Raw genomic sequence first — 17,864 nt, 5'->3', positions numbered from 1 at the left:
CTCGTTACATTAGGTCGCATCCCAATTGCTTGGTTGTGAACATGTTTCATCCTATTTCTATTTACGTCGGACTCCGGTATTTGAAAGGCCGATCTGGCGATCGTTTCAGTCGATTCGTTTCTTATATGTCGACAGCGGGTATTACGATCGGTGTGCTTTCATTGATCACCGTGCTCTCCGTTATGAATGGCTTCGAGGCGCAATTAAAAGAACGCATCTTAGGTGTTCTTCCTCAAGCTGTTATTTCCAATGAAAATGGTAAAACCCCTTTATTGGATAACGCCCCTACGTTTATTCAAGAGCTTTCTACGTATAAAACGGTAGAACCGATCGTTCGAAGTGAAGCTGTTATTCAAAGCTCAGCACAATTAGCAGCAGGTCTGCTGATTGGTATAGAAGCTAATCATAATGACCCGATTCAGGAACATTTAATTGCAGGTCAGCTGTCTAATTTACAAGCTGGTGGATACCAAGTGTTTCTTGGGCACACTTTAGCTCGCAACTTAAAAGTCTCTGTTGGTGATAAGGTTCGACTAATGGTGACAAGTGCAAGCCAGTACACACCGTTAGGAAGAATTCCTAGTCAGAGAAACTTCACGGTGGCGGGTATCTATAACACTGGTTCAGATATTGATGCGCAATTGATGGTGACACATATTCAAGATGCGGGTCGGCTGATGCGCTTTAAGTCTGATACTGTCTCAGGATGGCGTTTGTTTTTTGAAGATCCGTTCTCAGTGGCAGACTTGTCGCTATCTTCATTACCTGATGGCTGGGTTTGGAGTGATTGGCGTGAACAGCGCGGTGAGCTATTTCAAGCTGTCAGAATGGAAAAGAACATGATGGGCTTAATGCTTAGTCTGATCATTGGTGTGGCCGCGTTCAATATCATTTCAGCGTTAATCATGGTCGTGATGGAAAAACAATCGGAAGTCGCGATCTTGAAAACACAAGGTATGAGTGACTTTCAGGTGATGAGTGTCTTTATGGTGCAAGGGGCGAGCAGTGGTGTTATCGGCTCGGTTGTCGGAGGCGCATTAGGTGTGCTTTTGGCGAGCAACCTAAATCTATTGCTTGAAACTTTTGGAGTGGCGCTGTTTACATTCGGTGGTCACTTACCCGTTTTAATTAATCCGCTACAAATTGTAGTGGTCGTTGTATTAGCGATTGCACTAAGCCTAGTTGCGACGATTCTTCCTTCTTACCGTGCATCTTCTGTAAAACCTGCTGAGGCACTTCGTTATGAATAATTTTTTGCAATGCCAAAATGTCCGTAAAACCTATCGTGAAGGGACATTGGATACGGAAGTGCTTAAAGGGGTGAGTTTTTCGATTGATAGAGGAGAGCTAGTCTCCATCATTGGTACGTCTGGCTCAGGGAAAAGCACGCTTTTACATATTTTGGGCGCATTAGACGATGCGTCGGAAGGCTCTGTACATTTTCTGGATCAGGATTTATCTGCGCTTAGCTCAAATAAACAAGCGAAGTTACGAAATCGGCATTTAGGATTCGTGTATCAGTTTCACCATTTGCTAGCGGACTTCTCTGCTGTGGAGAATGTTGCGATGCCGTTACTGATTGGTGGTGAAAAGCCTGCGGTAGCAAAGCAAGCTGCAATGGATTTACTTGATAAAGTTGGGTTATCTCATCGTGTGGACCACCGCCCATCAGAATTATCTGGCGGTGAACGTCAACGTGTCGCCATAGCTCGAGCGCTTGTGAATAAGCCTGACCTTGTTTTGGCTGATGAGCCAACTGGAAACTTAGATCATGCTACAGCACTAGCGATTTATGATTTGATGCGAGAGCTGAATCGAGAATCAGGCACGGGCTTTTTGGTGGTGACGCACGACGGTGAACTTGCCGCAAAAATGGACCGCCAGTTGCACATGCAAGATGGCTTGCTATTGAATGTTAACGAAGAGGTGAGTTAAGTGTTTACCTCATTATCTTTGTTAATTGGTGGTCGATTTAGTCGAGCAAAGCAAAGAGATAAAATGGTGTCGTTTATCTCTCTTTCTTCTACCATCGGAATAGCGATAGGCGTTGCCGTGATCATTATTGGCTTGTCTGCGATGAATGGCTTCGAGCGTGAACTCGAATCTCGCGTGTTGTCTGTGATTCCACACGGTGAATTTGAAGGCGTGAATGAACCGATCACGTTATGGCCTCAAGTTGTTGAGCAAGCTGTTAAGCATGAAAATGTCGTGGCAGCCGCACCTTATGTTCGCATTACTGCATTAGCTGAAAAAGGAAAAGAGCTGAAGGCTATAGAAGTCAGGGGGGTAGATCCTCAAGCCGAGCAGAAGGTGTCGAGCTTATCTAATTTCATTGATTCAGAAGTATGGGACAATTTCCGACCAAATGAACAACAAATTATTTTGGGCTCAGGGATCGCGAAAACTATCGGCGCAGAAGTTGGTGATTATTTAACGTTGATGATTCCGAGTGCCGGAGTTTCATCAAAAGTTCAGACGCCCAAGCGAGTCCGCGTACAGGTTGCCGGATTACTATCGTTAAGTGGTCAAATTGATCATAACTTGGCTTTGGTTCCTATCTCCGATGCTCAAACATACGCTAACTTGGGGGATGGTGTGACGGGTGTTTCACTTAAAGTTAACGATGTCCTAAATGCTAATTCGATTGTGCGGCAAGTTGGTAACCAGCTCGATGTATACGTGTATCTGCGAAGCTGGCAGCAAAAGTATGGTTTTTTATATCGTGATATACAGTTAGTGAGAACAATCATGTATCTCGTGATGGTACTCGTGATTGGAGTGGCGTGCTTTAACATTGTTTCCACATTGATGATGGCGGTGAAAGATCGAGCAGCTGAAATCGCCATTCTCCGCACTATGGGTGCGAATGATGGATTAATAAAGCGGATATTTGTTTGGCAAGGCGTGTTCTCTGGTGTGTTTGGCAGCATTGTAGGAAGTGTTGTTGGTGTATTCGTCGCATTGAATTTAACCCACCTTATTAAAGGGCTAGAATCGCTAGTTGGGCACCAATTTCTTTCGGGCAACATTTATTTTGTCGACTTTCTACCGTCTCAACTGAATGTGATGGACGTTGCGGTAGTGTCAGGTACAGCGATAGTACTGAGCTTGTTGGCAACTTGGTATCCAGCCTCAAGAGCGGCGAAACTTAACCCTGCGGCTGTATTGAGTTCTAAGTAACTATCTTTCTTCATCAAAAAAAGGACCTCAAGGGTCCTTTTTTGTTATCTACTGTTCAGTTTAACTTCTCGTTAGCTCATACCGAAAATAAATCTGTTTCAGTTATTTATGAGCGGTCAGTTGAAAGCTATGAAACATGTAATGTTATCGATTTAGCAATCACACTACCTTGCACGACGTTTTTGCCAGCTTCTTACCACTGAATAACGCCATAATCCTTTGATTCCAAAGTAACCGATAATCGCGGATAAGGTGCCGCAGATCAGGCAGCCCAGCAAGAATGGAGGGCCGATGGTTGTCATCTGTGCCACGATAAAGTCCCATTCCAGTTCAAAGTGAAAAGGTTGTGGGGGAACATGCATGACGAAAGCGCCAACTTTGTAAGCAAAATAGAAAAGCACCGGCATAGTGACAGGATTACTGATCCAAACCAGTGCCACAGATAAAGGCAAGTTTACCCCGCATAGTACCGCTAACCCGGCCGACATGATCATTTGACTCGGGAGTGGGACGAAAGCCATGAACAGACCAACGGCAAACGCTCCGGCTGCTGAACGGCGGTTCAAGCACCAAAGGTTAGGGTTATATAGAACATTGCCAAAAACTTTTAATGCCTTCTGACGCTTGATCAGCTCATGGTCTGGCATAAATCGCTTAATAAACTTTCTTGGCATAGTAGGAAAGGACTCTCTTGTTTAGCTACTGGTTTCTATTATCTTTTGTTGTAACCATTATCACGGCTGAATATTGGCCGTGGTTACCAAGGACCGAGTGGTTAATGCTCTTGTTCGTGGTGGCAATGACCTCGATTAAGTATAGGGCTTTACGCTTTACCGTAGGAGCTCTTTTTGGGGTGTCCTTGATAATATGGCAAGGAAACCTGCTGAAGAACCAATCAGATTACCTATTCGAATCAGGCAAGAATACTACCATAAATGCTTCGGTTGTTAGCCTTTTTAAGCAAAATAGACACGGCTTTGAAAGCGTAATTATAGTTAGATCAATAGAAGAACAAAAAAACACCAGCTTTCGACGAGGTAAAGTCCGTTTATTTACCCCGTTTCCACTGAAACTGGGAGATAACATTACTTTGGATGTCGTGTTTAAGCCAATCTATGGGAAGTTAAATACGGCTGGTCTTGATAAAGAAAGGTACCTGTTTAGCCAAGGCATAATCGCTGAAGCTATTTATGTTAAGAGTTCGTCTTATTCGATACATTCAGCGTTCAACTGGCGTAACTATTTATTTGAGTCGGTTAATAAAGCCATTGTTGATTTAGAGCATGCAGGGCTTATTCGCGCATTAGCTTTTGGTTATCGTAGTGATATTCATGCTGACACTTGGGACGGTCTGAAAGCGAGTGGTCTAATTCATCTTATTGCTATATCTGGGCTGCATATTGGAATGGCTTATGGAATCGGTTATTGGCTGGGAGGGTTAGGGAAGTTAGTTGAACCTCGTTTGATTTGGGCTCCCATTATTATGGCCTTATGCAGTGCGATGTTTTATGCGTGGTTAGCAGGGTTTTCATTACCGACAAAGCGCGCACTATTAATGTGTTTCATTGCGACAATGATGGTCGTTAAATCTGTTCATATATCCAAACCTAGATTCTTTGTTATAGGTCTTGCTTGTGTGCTTAGTGTTGATCCTTTCTCACCGATGAGTATGAGTTTTTGGATGTCGTTTGGTGCGGTAATCGCGGTGCTTTATTGTGTCTCTAGGCTAGAGTTAACTTCAAGTTCATGGAAGCAGAAAGTGTTGTATGCCGTCAAAATACAGGCTCTAATCAATGCATTACTGATGCCTGTGACAGCATATTTTTTTTCTGGGGTTAGCGCTGTTTCCATCGTTTTTAATCTTCTGTTCCTTCCTTTGTTTACTTTTATTGTTATCCCGCTGTTGTTCTTCTCGATATTCTCAACGATTCTGTTACCGGCTATTAGCGAATCGTCGTGGTGGATTGTCGATAAAGCCCTTGCATTTGTTTTATGGAGCTCTGAGCTATCAGAGTACTTTTGGGTAGAGATGAACCAAGACGGTATAGCACTACTGTCTTTGATAGTACTCTTCATACTATTAACAAACTTTGTTCAAAGTCGATTTAGCATAGCAATGTTCGGATTTGTTTCTATTTGGTTTTTGGCAAAGCCGACGAACCCAAACCTAGAAATTGATGTATTGGATGTTGGACATGGGTTAGCGGTTCTTCTGACGAAGGGTGGAAAAAGTATTTTGTATGATACGGGAGGGGCTTGGGAAGGCGGTTCAGTTGTCGAGACTATTATCAAACCCGTAATGCTTCACAAGGGGGTTAACAAACTTGATGGGCTTATTATCAGTCATTTTGATTTGGACCATGCTGGTGGGTTCGCAGATGCCTTTGTTAATTTAAATCCTACTTGGATCAAAAGCAGCAAATTAGATTCAGGACAACTACCATGTATTGCGGGCGTAAGCTGGAATTGGCAATCAATAGAGTTTGAAGCGTTATGGCCACCTAAACTATCAAATAGACCCTATAATCCACAATCATGTGTGATCAGAGCTCGGGACAAATCTAACCAATTCTCGCTGCTATTAACTGGAGATATTGATGCGCTAAGTGAGTGGTTACTTATACGTCAGCCAAATGCACTGGCGAGTGATGTTATGATTGTGCCCCATCATGGAAGTAAAACCTCATCAACCCAACGATTTATCAGTGCGGTAGAGCCGAGTATCGCGATAGCTTCATTAGACAAGGGGAATAAATGGGGGATGCCTCATCGTGAAGTGTTATCTCGATATGCCGTTAATGGTACTGAGTGGCTAGATACGGGCGATTCTGGTCAAATTACAATCAAGGTGACAGGGGCTGGTTGGAGTTTTGCTACCTTGAGAGACGATACAGGGGCTCCGTGGTATAGGCAGATGCTACGTAACCGAGTAGAATAGATAGATTATTGTAAGAAAATAAAGCACTTCTATGTCAACACAAACTGATGAAACGACCTGGGTTACTTTCAAAAGACTCTGGACTTATATCCGACTGTATAAGTCAGGCTTGGCGGTGGCTGTAGTCGCTCTGATCGTCAACGCTATCTCTGATACTTATATGATCTCTTTATTAAAGCCTCTGTTAGATGAAGGCTTTGGTAATGCAGAATCTGATTTCTTACGTACCCTGCCGATTATTATCTTTGCCATGATGTTTGTGCGAGGAGTGAGCGGGTTTGTGTCCACTTATTGTTTGAGTTGGGTATCTGGCAATGTAGTGATGGAAGTTCGTCGAAAGATTTTTAGTCATTTCATGCATATGCCGGTGTCGTTCTTCGATAAAGAACAGACCGGAGCTCTGTTGTCTCGAATTACTTACGACTCTGAACAAGTTTCTGCTGCGACCAGTAAAGCGCTTGTTAGCATTGTGCGTGAAGGCGCAAGTATTATTGGTTTGCTTGTCTTAATGTTTTGGAATAGTTGGCAATTATCTCTTGTCTTATTTGCCGTTGCACCGCTAGTGGCGTGGGGAATCAGCATCGTTTCCAAACGATTCAGAAAAATCTCTAAGAATATGCAAACAGCAATGGGCAAAGTATCAGCGTCTGCAGAGCAAATGCTAAAAGGACACAAAGTGGTCTTGAGTTATGGTGGTCAGGACGTAGAGAAAAAACGCTTTGATAACGTCAGCAACCAAATGCGTCAGCAAACTATGAAACTGGTAACGGCACAGGCCGCCGCTAACCCGATCATTCAAATGATTGGTTCAATCGCTATTGTTACCATCCTAGTGTTAGCAAGTGTCGACTCAATCCGAACCGAATTGACTCCAGGTACGTTTACGGTGGTATTTTCGGCCATGTTTGGCTTGATGCGTCCATTAAAAGCGTTGACTAATGTCACTTCAGATTTTCAGCGTGGTATGGCAGCGAGTCAAACTTTGTTTGGGTTGATGGACTTAGACGTTGAAGAAGATAAAGGAACAATCAAAGTAGAACGTGTTCAAGGCAACCTTGATATTAAGAATGTAACCTTTACTTATGAAGGAAGCGAAAAGCCAGCGTTAGAAAATGTCAGCTTTACAATTCCGAAAGGGAAGACGGTTGCACTTGTCGGGCGTTCGGGCTCTGGTAAGAGTACTATCGCTAACCTATTTACGCGCTTTTACGATGTGGACTCAGGAACAATTGAATTAGATGGGTACGATATTCGTGACTATGAGCTAAGAAATTTACGTGGACACTTTGCGCTAGTGTCTCAAAATGTGCATCTTTTTAATGACTCGTTGGCCAATAACATCGCTTATGCAGCAGAAGATAATTACTCTCGAGAGCAAATTGAGCGCGCAGCTCAACTTGCACATGCGACTGAATTCATCGATGGCATGGAGCTTGGGTTAGATACCGTTGTTGGTGAAAATGGTGCGAGCTTATCGGGTGGTCAACGTCAACGTATTGCTATTGCTCGTGCGCTACTGCGTGATGCCCCTGTGTTGATTTTAGATGAGGCGACATCGGCATTAGATACAGAATCTGAAAGAGCTATTCAGTCTGCACTAGATGAACTACAGAAAGACAAGACGGTATTGGTGATTGCGCATCGATTGTCGACGATCGAAGAGGCGGATGAGATCCTAGTTGTTGACGAAGGTCGTATTATTGAGCGAGGTCCGCATGCTGACTTGATTACACAAGACGGTGCTTACGCCCAACTCCACCGTATCCAGTTTGGTGATTAAAGGCTTTTGAATTTGTGATTGAAAAAATTTGGTTTGAAAATCATCCTTTAAAGTACGTGTTGTGGCCAATACTTTGGCCACTGAGCATACTGTTTCGACGTATAAGTAACTCGAGACGTAAAGCATTTGAATCCGGCAGTAAGCAAAGTTACAAAGCGCCAATTCCCCTTATCGTTGTCGGCAATATCACCGCAGGAGGCAATGGTAAGACTCCGGTTGTTATTTGGTTGGTTGAGAACCTTCTGAAACAGGGGTATAAGCCTGGGGTGGTTTCCAGAGGGTACGGGGCCAAGGCACCGCATTATCCTCTGAAAGTGGAGTACAATACTTCAACCGCTCATTGTGGCGATGAGCCAAAATTAATATTCAAACGAACAGGCGTTCCTGTTGCTGTTGATCCTGTAAGAGCAAACGCCGTTAAGCGATTACTCGAAGAAGGTGTTGATGTAGTCATTACTGATGATGGATTGCAGCACTATGCTTTGCAGCGTGATATAGAATTTGTTGTCGTTGATGGAAAAAGGCGTTTTGGTAGCCAGCGGTCAATTCCATTAGGCCCAATGCGGGAGCCTATATCTAGGCTTCAAGAGGTCGATTTTATTATCACTAATGGTGGAAACGCCTGCTCTGGAGAGGTGTCAATGTCTCTAGAGCCCAAATTAGCGGTGAACTTACTCACCGGACAAACCCGGCCTGTGAAAGAGCTTGAGAATCTAGTGGCATTCGCTGGGATTGGGCATCCTCCGAGGTTTTTTCATACACTTGAAACGTTAGGTGCTCAACTCGTCAAAACACAAGGCTTTGCTGATCACCAAGATTTTGAGAAGAAAGAATTAGAAGAGCTTGCACGTCAAGGTTCTCACGTCATAATGACAGAAAAAGATGCTGTGAAATGTGCAGATTTTGCACATGACAACTGGTGGTATTTACCAGTCTCAGCGTATATAGCGCCGCATGAAGAGCTGCGTATATTGAATAAAATTAATGAGGTTATGGAATACTATGGATCATCGTCTACTTGAAATTGTGGCTTGTCCTGTATGCAAAGGTAAACTGACTTTTGATAAAGACAAACAGGAGCTGATTTGTAAGCTTGATCGTCTAGCCTATCCAATTAAAGAGGGGATCCCTGTACTTCTTGAACCTGAAGCTCGTGAGATGTCAGTGGACGAGGGTCGATAAATGTCTTTTACGGTTGTAATTCCAGCACGGTACCAATCTACTCGCCTGCCCGGTAAACCTCTTGCTGATATCGGCGGAAAACCTATGATCCAATGGGTGTACGAGCAAGCATTGAAAGCGGGTGCGGAACAAGTGATTATTGCCACGGAAGACCAACGTGTCGAAAATGTAGCGTCATCGTTTGGAGCTCAAGTCTGTATGACTTCGCCGGATCATGAATCAGGAACTGAACGTTTAGCTGAAGTTGTAAGCAAGATGAAGATCCCTAGCGATCATATTATTGTAAACGTTCAGGGCGATGAGCCACTTATTCCACCGAGTATAATTAAACAGGTTGCGGATAACTTGGCGACATCAATAGCCCCGATGGCGACGCTTGGTGTAGAAATTGACTCAGAAGAAGAAGTTTTTAACCCCAATGCCGTTAAAGTCGTGACAGACAACGAAGGTTATGCATTGTATTTTAGCCGTGCGACTATCCCTTGGGATCGAGATAACTTTGCGGGTGAAGCTAAAACAATTCAGACTCCATTGTTAAGGCATATCGGTATTTATGCTTATCGAGCAGGTTTTATTAACACTTACATTAATTGGCAGCCTAGTACGCTCGAAAAAATCGAGTGTTTAGAGCAATTGCGAGTGTTGTGGTACGGGGAGAAAATTCATGTCGATGTTGCACTTGAATCTCCACCTCCCGGGGTCGATACTCCGGAAGATCTCGATGCGGTTCGCTTACTAGTGAACTAACTGACTAAAAGCCTCACTGATTGAGGCTTTTTTATTATCGACTAATTCCATTTCAGTTAAGTATCCACAATAAGGCCAAAGCACAGCATTCCTAGATGATGATTTCTTTTACTGTCTGAAATTTCGTTATGGTAGAGAGTGTTTTGATTGAAGCTATTCTTAGATTTTACTCGCTCCATTTATCATTTGTCTCTATAATATGCCGCCTATAAAAGTATGGCTTTGGCTGTTACGAAAAACGATAAATCTACAACTTAACGTGGAGTAAAACATGTCCTCATTAAACCCGGTAATCACGGTGGATGGACCAAGCGGTGCAGGTAAAGGCACCCTTTGTATGTTGCTAGCTGAAAAATTAAGCTTTCATTTACTAGATTCAGGGGCTATTTATCGCGTATTAGCTTTAGCGGCTATTCACCACGGTGTGGATACAGAATCTGAAGAAGCTTTGGTGCCTCTTGCAACTCACTTAGATGTGCAATTTATCGCGGAAGGCGAGTTAGTCAAAGTGATTTTAGAAGGTGAGGATGTCTCTGGTGAACTTCGCAAAGAAGAAACCGGTATGGCGGCATCTAAAGTGGCGGCATTACCAAGGGTTCGTGAAGCATTATTGCGTCGTCAAAGAGCATTCAGCTCCGAGCCAGGTTTAGTCGCAGATGGACGCGATATGGGAACCGTGGTTTTTCCTACAGCACAAGCAAAAATCTTCTTAGATGCTAGTGCAGAAGAGCGTGCGAATAGACGCCTTAAACAGTTGCAACAGAAGGGGTTAGATGTTAGATTTGACGACCTTTTGAGCGAGATCCAAGAGCGAGACGACCGAGATCGTAATCGCCCAGTTGCGCCGTTGCGCCCAGCTGAGGATGCGCTAGTGCTTGATTCGACCTCGATGAATATCGAACAAGTCGTAGAAAAAGCACTACAATATATTGAATCGAAACTAGCTGAGTAATGTTACTGGGCTAGCAAGACCGTTGGTCGCAAGGATGATGACTGGCGAATTTATCAACCCCATGCGGTAGGATACCCATGGACGTTTAATTATTGAAGATTAAATAATGACTGAATCTTTTGCTCAACTCTTTGAAGAGTTTCTAAACGAAACAGAATTCCAACAAGGCAGCATTGTTAAAGGTACTGTAGTAGCTATCGAGAACGGTTTCGTTCTTGTTGACGCTGGTCTTAAGTCTGAATCTGCTATCCCTGCTGAACAGTTCAAGAACGCTGCTGGCGAACTTGAAGTTGAAGTTGGTGCTGAAGTAGACGTAGCTCTAGACGCTGTTGAAGATGGTTTCGGTGAAACTCAACTTTCTCGTGAGAAAGCTAAGCGTCACGAAGCTTGGATCGTTCTTGAGAAAGCTTGCGAAGAAGCTGAAACTGTTGTTGGTATCATCAACGGTAAAGTTAAAGGCGGTTTCACTGTTGAACTAAACGGTATCCGTGCTTTCCTTCCAGGTTCTCTAGTAGACGTACGTCCTATCCGTGACACTGCTCACCTAGAAAACAAAGAGCTAGAGTTCAAAGTAATCAAGCTAGACCAGAAGCGTAACAACGTTGTTGTTTCTCGTCGTGCTGTTATCGAATCTGAAAACAGTGTTGAGCGTGACGAACTTCTTGAGACTCTACAAGAAGGTACTGAAGTTAAAGGTATCGTTAAGAACCTTACTGACTACGGTGCATTCGTTGACCTTGGCGGTGTTGACGGTCTTCTACATATCACAGATATGGCTTGGAAGCGTGTTAAGCACCCATCAGAGATCGTTAACGTTGGTGACGAAATCCTAGTTAAAGTTCTTAAGTTCGATCGTGAGCGCACTCGTGTATCACTAGGTCTTAAGCAGCTAGGCGAAGATCCATGGGTAGCAATCGCTAAGCGTTACCCAGAAGGTCACAAACTTTCTGGTCGTGTTACTAACCTAACTGACTACGGCTGCTTCGTTGAAATCGAAGAAGGCGTTGAAGGTCTAGTACACGTTTCTGAAATGGATTGGACTAACAAGAACATCCACCCTTCTAAAGTTGTTAATGTTGGCGACGAAGTTGAGGTTATGGTTCTTGATATCGACGAAGAACGTCGTCGTATCTCTCTAGGTCTTAAGCAGTGTAAAGCGAACCCATGGCAGTCATTTGCAGAAATGCAAGCTAAGGGCGACAAAGTTACTGGTAAGATCAAGTCTATCACTGACTTCGGTATCTTCATCGGTCTTGAAGGCGGCATCGACGGTCTTGTTCACCTATCTGACATTTCTTGGAATGCAGCTGGTGAAGAAGCAGTACGCGAATACAAGAAAGGTGACGAAATCTCAGCTGTTGTTCTTGCAGTAGATGCAGAGCGTGAGCGTATTTCTCTTGGCGTTAAGCAAATGGAAAACGACCCGTTCAACGCATACGTTGCTGAGAACAAGAAAGGTACTCTAGTAAACGGTACTGTAACTGCTGTTGACGCTAAAGGTGCTACTATCGAACTAGTAGACAGCGTTGAAGGTTACATCCGTGCTTCTGAAGTATCTCGTGACCGTATCGAAGATGCGTCTCTAATCCTAAGCGTTGGCGACAGCGTTGAAGCGAAGTTCACTGGCGTTGACCGTAAGAACCGCGTAATCAACCTATCTATCAAAGCTAAAGATGAAGCTGAAGAGCAAGAAGCAATGGCTTCACTGAACAAGTCTGAAGAAGGCGCGTTCGGTAACGCTATGGCTGATGCATTCAAAGCTGCAAAAGGCGAATAATTTAATTTTTCGCTAAGAAAGGAGCCGTAAGGCTCCTTTTTTTTGCTTATTTTACCGATAGGTCTATAATTTCTAAAAAGAAAACTAATGAGGGAAACTATGACTAAGTCTGAATTGATTGAAAGACTATGTGCTGAGCAAACACACCTTTCTGCGAAAGAAATCGAAGATGCTGTAAAAGATATTTTGGAGCATATGGCTTCAACTCTTGAGGGCGGCGATCGAATTGAAATTCGTGGCTTTGGTAGTTTCTCACTACACTATCGTGAGCCTCGCGTTGGGCGTAACCCTAAAACTGGTGATAAAGTTGAGTTGGATGGTAAATTTGTGCCTCACTTTAAGCCAGGTAAAGAATTACGCGAGCGCGTAAACGCTGGCATGTAAAGCAAAAATAGATTTTGGAAAAAGCGGCATACTATAATGTATGCCGCTTTTTTATGTTCATAATATTGGTAATATTCGTGGTTTGATCGACGATTTTCCTGCATAATCGTATCTGCAAACAAACTTATGAGTGATGAACTATGAAAATTATAAAAATAGTCGCTGTTATTGCACTTTTCTTAATTGCATTGGCATTAGGTTCTCAAAACCAAGCTGTAGTAACGTTTAATTACTTGCTCGCACAAGGTGATTTTCATCTATCAACTTTACTAGGCGTAGTGTTTGTATCAGGCTTTTCCATAGCTTGGTTAGTATTCGGAAGCATGCATTTTAAGTCTCAAATGCAGGTCCGCCGTTTAAAGAAAAAACTTAATAAGCAAGACAAACAACCTGCTGTAGAAAGTAAGGCTTGATAGTCGCTTAAAGGCTAAGATTTAATGCTTGAGTTACTCTTCTTGTTGTTACCGATTGCCGCTGCCTACGGGTGGTATATGGGGAATCGCAATGCTCAACAAGAGAAGCAAAAACAATCCCACCAAATTTCCCGTCAATACGTAACGGGTCTTAACCTTCTTTTATCTGATCAATCAGATAAAGCGGTTGATCACTTTATCGAACTTCTTCAAGTCGACAACGAAACAATCGATACCCATCTCGCTCTTGGTAATCTGTTTCGTTCTCGCGGTGAAGTTGATCGCGCTATTCGAATTCACCAGAATCTAATCTCTCGTTCTGGGTTAACTCTCGACCAGAAAAACTTGGCACTGCAACAATTAGCGAAAGACTATATGGTTTCGGGCTTTTTGGATCGTGCTGAAAAAATCTTCGAACAACTCGTCGAAGAGCCTGATCATAAAGAAGGTGCCCTCCAGCAGCTTGTATCTATCTATCAGCAAACAAGAGAGTGGAATAAAGCGATACATTACGCAAATGGTCTCGTTAAGCTAGGCAAAAAGCGGATGAAATCAACAGTCGCACATTTTTGGTGTGAACTTGCGATGCAGGAACAAGCTGATGGCAATGTTAATAAAGCTATTCAGCATTTTAAAAAAGCGCTTTCAGAAGATCCTAAGTGCGTGAGAGCGAGTATCTCACTAGGAAAGCTTTACCTTGATGATGAAGAGTACAAGAAGACCATCCAGTATATGGAAATGGTACTGGAACAAGATACTGACTTCGTAAGTGAAGTATTACCTACATTGGCTGACTGCTACCATCATTTAGGTCAAGAAGAGGATTTGGTGTCCTTTCTTCGAGCTTGCATAAGCAAAAAGGCCGGCGTTTCAGCAGAGTTGATGCTAGCTCAATTAGTTGCTCATCACGAAGATGTTGGCTCGGCACAAGAGCTATTAACTCGACAGCTTATTAAAAACCCGACGATGAAAGGTTTTTATCGTTTAATGGATTATCACTTGGCTGAAGCAGAAGATGGTCGGGCCAAAGAGAGTTTGACGACGTTGCAGTCAATGGTAGGAGAACAGCTTAAAACTAAACCTCATTATCGTTGTCGCAAGTGCGGTTTTTCTACTCACTCCATGTATTGGCATTGCCCATCATGTAAGGGGTGGGGGACGATCAAGCCTATCCGTGGGCTTGATGGAGAATAAATTTATGGTCACTGATAGACCAAATTATTAATTGCAGCTTTCGGGCTGCATTTTTATGAGTGTTATTTGTAATAAATAAACTACGTTAGGAGATGAAATGATCGATCAAAAAGTTATTGTTGCACTGGATTACGACAATCAAGCGGACGCTTTTGCTTTTGTAGATAGAATTGACCCAAATTCATGTCGCTTAAAAGTAGGCAAAGAGATGTTTACGCTGTTTGGTCCAGAGTTTGTTCGTGAACTACATAAGCGTGGTTTTTCCGTGTTTCTTGATCTGAAATTTCATGATATCCCAAACACTTGTTCTAAAGCGGTGCGCGCTGCCGCAGAGCTAGGTGTGTGGATGGTGAATGTCCACGCCAGTGGCGGTGAACGTATGATGACGGCGTCACGAGAGATCTTGGAGCCTTATGGCAAAGATCGCCCTCTACTTATTGGCGTGACAGTACTGACTAGTATGGAACAAAGCGATTTAGCTGGGATTGGCTTAGACTTAGCTCCTCAGCAGCAGGTACAACGTCTTGCACAGCTAACGAAGAGTTCTGGTTTAGATGGTGTAGTGTGCTCTGCCCAAGAAGCTTCCTTGCTTAAAAGTCAGCTAGGCCAGGAGTTTAAGCTTGTTACACCAGGCATCAGACCTGTTGGTGCCGCTGTCGGTGACCAAAAGCGAATAATGACACCAAAGAACGCTATTGAGTCTGGTTCAGACTATCTTGTGATTGGTCGACCTATAACTCAGGCAGATGAGCCGGCATCGGTTTTGGCAGAAATTAATAACAGCTTGTTACATTCTTCATAATTAATATATTTATCTAATTATTAGCCCTTAAACGGAGTCAATGAAATGACGCAAACGTTTAGGGGCTTTTTTGTTAGTGATAAATGCTGTTTTTTACATTCTCATAATCAATTTATATAAGATATGGTCGGAAATGACTATATTTATAACCGCCTACCTCCGTATTCTTAGTCGAAGTTAATAACTGCGACGCTAAGCACACTAAGCTAATTTGTTTCCAAATATGTTTCATGTCAAAAATACGACATATGTCGATTAACTTGGATTTATAAGTTAATTATATTTTTATTAGTAGTTGATATGTTTTAACGTATTAGTAACAGAAGTGAAAAATACTACACTGGTTTTATAAAAGAAGTTTCATCTTCTAGTACAAAGTTAGTTAGTTATGTGAAGACTGGTTGATGAAATCGGAATAGGTCACTTGGTGATAGGAATGGAGTATATCCCAATTGTTAGCATATATAATTAGACGTTTATTATTGGTTGTCCCAACATTTTTGGGCATAACAATATTAATTTTTGCAATTACGAGATTTGTTCCTGGCGGACCTGTCGAAAGAATGTTGGCGAGTATGCATTCAGGTAATGATAGCGCATCAGTCAGCGTCGCAGGAAATAGCTCTGCATTATCGGATGATCAAATCGCCGATCTAAATGCATTCTATGGGCTCGATAAACCTATTTTTGAGTCATACGTTGAGTGGCTATCTAAAATTGTTGTATTAGATTTTGGTGAATCAACCAGATACTACGAACCCGTAAGCGATATGATTGCTGAACGTCTTCCTGTTTCTTTATTTTATGGCGGAATGACCTTTTTTATCAGCTATTTCATATCCATTCCACTTGGCTATTTTAAGGCAATAAAGCATGGGTCTGTATTTGATTCCGCTTCATCAATTTTAATCTTCCTAGGATACGCTCTTCCCGGCTATGTAGTTGGTGTATTCCTGATTACAGTTTTTGCTTACAACTTGGACTGGTTCCCAATGGGCGGTTTTGTAGGCGATGATTTTGATGATTACGAAACAATCATTGAACAAGTAAAAGATATAATGTGGCACGCAGTATTACCATTGATCTGTTATTTGATAGGTGATTTTGCAACGTTAACCATGACGATGAAAAATAACTTAATGGAGAACATTTCTGCTGACTATATCCGTACAGCGATTGCAAAAGGCTTACCTTTCAAAACAGCAGTAAGAAAGCATGCTTTACAAAATAGTTTGATCCCAATTGCTAGCCACTTTGGAAACTCGCTTCTTTTCTTTATGACGGGCTCATTTTTGATAGAAGTAATATTTAACATTGATGGAATTGGCTTACTTGGCTACGAATCTATCGTAGAAAGAGACTACCCAGTAGTAATGGGGATTGTGGCTATTAATGCAGTCATGCTAATGGTCGGTAATATATTGTCAGATATGTGTGTGGCGATTGCAGATCCACGTGTGAGGTTCGGATCATGATTAAATTAACTCCGCTAACGCAAAAGAAGATCAAGCATTTTAAAGAAATTAAGCGTGGTTATTGGTCTCTTCTCATTTTATCAACGATGCTATTTCTATCGTTCATAGCCGAAGTACTCGTGAACAATAAAGCGCTTATGGTTAAGTATGAGGGTGAGTGGTCATTCCCGGTATTCAGTGATGTAAGAATTGGAACTGAATTCGGCCTAGACTACTCGAGTGAAGCTGACTATCGAAAATTAAAAGTACAGTTCGAGCAAGAAGATAAAGGAAACTTTGTCATTCTGCCACTCGTTCCGTGGAATCCATATGAGCAAGATTTTGCAGGTGATTTTCCACCTTTGGCCCCAAGTTTAGAATCTCAGCATTATTTGGGAACCGATGTTATAGGTCGAGACATACTGGCACGCTTGGTTTATGGCTTTCGAATTGCAATGGGCTTTGCACTGATTACGATGGCGGTTTCATTTGCTATTGGCACCGTAGTTGGCTGTGCGATGGGTTATTTTGGCGGCAAGTTTGATTTATTTGCTCAACGTTTGATAGAAGTCTGGTCAATGGTACCATTCCTATATGTGATTATGATTTTGGTGTCCGTTACTCAACCAACTTTCCTATTATTTATAGGTATAAACGTCCTGTTTGGTTGGATGCAGATAACTTGGTACATGAGAACCATGACCTATAAAGAGTCTGCTCGCGAATATGTAATGGCCGCAAAAGCGTTAGGCGCGTCAACGACGCGAATTCTTTTACACCATGTTTTACCAAATACTATGGTCATGATAGTAACACTCGCGCCTTTTACCATCGCAGCGAATATTACAGCTTTGACCGCATTGGATTATTTAGGTTTAGGTTTAATGCCTCCAACGCCAAGTTGGGGTGAATTATTACAACAAGGTAAGTCGAATTTGGATGCGCCTTGGATAGTGATATCAGTGGTTTCCGCAATAGTAGCAGTATTGGTTATGGTAACGTTTATCGGTGAAGCGATTCGCTCAGCCTTCGATCCGAAAAAATTTACTCGTTACGTTTAA

17 protein-coding genes are annotated in these 17,864 nt (G+C 42.6%); 16 read left to right on the top strand and 1 reads right to left on the bottom strand.

Annotation, left to right across the window (positions count from 1 at the left end; translation table 11 throughout):
• The first annotated feature begins 41 nt into the window (after window positions 1-41).
• From lolC to lolE, 3 genes are read left to right on the top strand one after another with little or no spacing between them, the layout of a single operon-like run.
• The gene (gene lolC / locus ACHUFI_RS05620) at window positions 42-1,250 is read left to right on the top strand and encodes a lipoprotein-releasing ABC transporter permease subunit LolC (RefSeq protein ID WP_394247366.1); all 1,209 of its coding nucleotides are present in this window, start codon (window positions 42-44) and stop codon (window positions 1,248-1,250) included.
• The gene (gene lolD / locus ACHUFI_RS05615; protein ID WP_394247365.1) at window positions 1,243-1,935 is read left to right on the top strand and encodes a lipoprotein-releasing ABC transporter ATP-binding protein LolD; all 693 of its coding nucleotides are present in this window, start codon (window positions 1,243-1,245) and stop codon (window positions 1,933-1,935) included. The genes lolC and lolD overlap by 8 nt, the downstream gene beginning before the upstream one ends.
• A complete protein-coding gene (gene lolE, locus ACHUFI_RS05610) occupies window positions 1,936-3,180 on the top strand; it encodes a lipoprotein-releasing ABC transporter permease subunit LolE (RefSeq protein ID WP_394247364.1) in 1,245 nt (414 codons plus the stop codon).
• A gap of 164 nt (window positions 3,181-3,344) precedes the next feature.
• Here lolE and ACHUFI_RS05605 read toward each other — a convergent pair whose 3' ends face one another.
• Entirely contained in the window at window positions 3,345-3,854 is a 510-nt protein-coding gene (locus tag ACHUFI_RS05605; RefSeq protein ID WP_394247363.1) for a DUF2062 domain-containing protein, read from the bottom strand.
• Between the two features lie 17 nt (window positions 3,855-3,871).
• On the opposite strand from ACHUFI_RS05605, the gene ACHUFI_RS05600 reads away from it, so the two are divergent.
• The 13 genes from ACHUFI_RS05600 to ACHUFI_RS05540 all read left to right on the top strand — a co-directional run bounded on the left by ACHUFI_RS05600 (window position 3,872) and on the right by ACHUFI_RS05540 (window position 17,864).
• On the top strand, window positions 3,872-6,118 hold the full coding sequence (locus ACHUFI_RS05600; protein ID WP_394247362.1) for a DNA internalization-related competence protein ComEC/Rec2: 2,247 nt from the start codon (window positions 3,872-3,874) through the stop codon (window positions 6,116-6,118).
• Between the two features lie 31 nt (window positions 6,119-6,149).
• Window positions 6,150-7,898: a lipid A ABC transporter ATP-binding protein/permease MsbA gene (msbA, locus tag ACHUFI_RS05595; RefSeq protein ID WP_394247361.1), complete on the top strand. Its 1,749-nt coding sequence runs from the start codon at window positions 6,150-6,152 to the stop codon at window positions 7,896-7,898.
• Window positions 7,899-7,912: 14 nt separating this feature from the next.
• Window positions 7,913-8,920: a tetraacyldisaccharide 4'-kinase gene (gene lpxK, locus ACHUFI_RS05590; RefSeq protein ID WP_394247360.1), complete on the top strand. Its 1,008-nt coding sequence runs from the start codon at window positions 7,913-7,915 to the stop codon at window positions 8,918-8,920.
• Window positions 8,901-9,080 (top strand): Trm112 family protein, encoded by a 180-nt coding sequence (locus ACHUFI_RS05585; RefSeq protein WP_394247359.1) that lies wholly within the window; start codon window positions 8,901-8,903, stop codon window positions 9,078-9,080. Before lpxK ends, ACHUFI_RS05585 begins: the two co-directional genes overlap by 20 nt.
• Window positions 9,081-9,827 (top strand): 3-deoxy-manno-octulosonate cytidylyltransferase, encoded by a 747-nt coding sequence (gene kdsB, locus ACHUFI_RS05580; RefSeq protein WP_394247358.1) that lies wholly within the window; start codon window positions 9,081-9,083, stop codon window positions 9,825-9,827.
• A 271-nt stretch (window positions 9,828-10,098) separates the two neighbouring features.
• Window positions 10,099-10,779: a (d)CMP kinase gene (gene cmk / locus ACHUFI_RS05575; protein WP_394247357.1), complete on the top strand. Its 681-nt coding sequence runs from the start codon at window positions 10,099-10,101 to the stop codon at window positions 10,777-10,779.
• Between the two features lie 106 nt (window positions 10,780-10,885).
• Window positions 10,886-12,556, top strand: coding sequence for a 30S ribosomal protein S1 (rpsA, locus tag ACHUFI_RS05570; protein WP_137355847.1), 1,671 nt, complete (start codon window positions 10,886-10,888; stop codon window positions 12,554-12,556).
• A gap of 99 nt (window positions 12,557-12,655) precedes the next feature.
• The gene (gene ihfB / locus ACHUFI_RS05565; RefSeq protein ID WP_137355848.1) at window positions 12,656-12,940 is read left to right on the top strand and encodes an integration host factor subunit beta; all 285 of its coding nucleotides are present in this window, start codon (window positions 12,656-12,658) and stop codon (window positions 12,938-12,940) included.
• A gap of 140 nt (window positions 12,941-13,080) precedes the next feature.
• Window positions 13,081-13,353, top strand: a complete 273-nt coding sequence (locus ACHUFI_RS05560; protein WP_394247356.1) for a LapA family protein — start codon at window positions 13,081-13,083, stop codon at window positions 13,351-13,353.
• Window positions 13,354-13,377: 24 nt separating this feature from the next.
• Window positions 13,378-14,547, top strand: a complete 1,170-nt coding sequence (gene lapB / locus ACHUFI_RS05555; protein WP_394247355.1) for a lipopolysaccharide assembly protein LapB — start codon at window positions 13,378-13,380, stop codon at window positions 14,545-14,547.
• A gap of 97 nt (window positions 14,548-14,644) precedes the next feature.
• Window positions 14,645-15,349 (top strand): orotidine-5'-phosphate decarboxylase, encoded by a 705-nt coding sequence (gene pyrF / locus ACHUFI_RS05550; RefSeq protein ID WP_394247354.1) that lies wholly within the window; start codon window positions 14,645-14,647, stop codon window positions 15,347-15,349.
• Window positions 15,350-15,801: 452 nt separating this feature from the next.
• Window positions 15,802-16,824, top strand: coding sequence for an ABC transporter permease subunit (locus tag ACHUFI_RS05545; protein WP_394247353.1), 1,023 nt, complete (start codon window positions 15,802-15,804; stop codon window positions 16,822-16,824).
• Entirely contained in the window at window positions 16,821-17,864 is a 1,044-nt protein-coding gene (locus tag ACHUFI_RS05540; RefSeq protein ID WP_394247352.1) for an ABC transporter permease, read from the top strand. The genes ACHUFI_RS05545 and ACHUFI_RS05540 overlap by 4 nt, the downstream gene beginning before the upstream one ends.

It is taken from the genome of Vibrio profundi (assembly GCF_043642225.1).
GTDB lineage: Bacteria > Pseudomonadota > Gammaproteobacteria > Enterobacterales > Vibrionaceae > Vibrio > Vibrio profundi_A.
The sequence above is the reverse complement of the archived record's forward strand: the minus strand, read 5'-3'. Positions and strand labels throughout refer to the sequence as shown.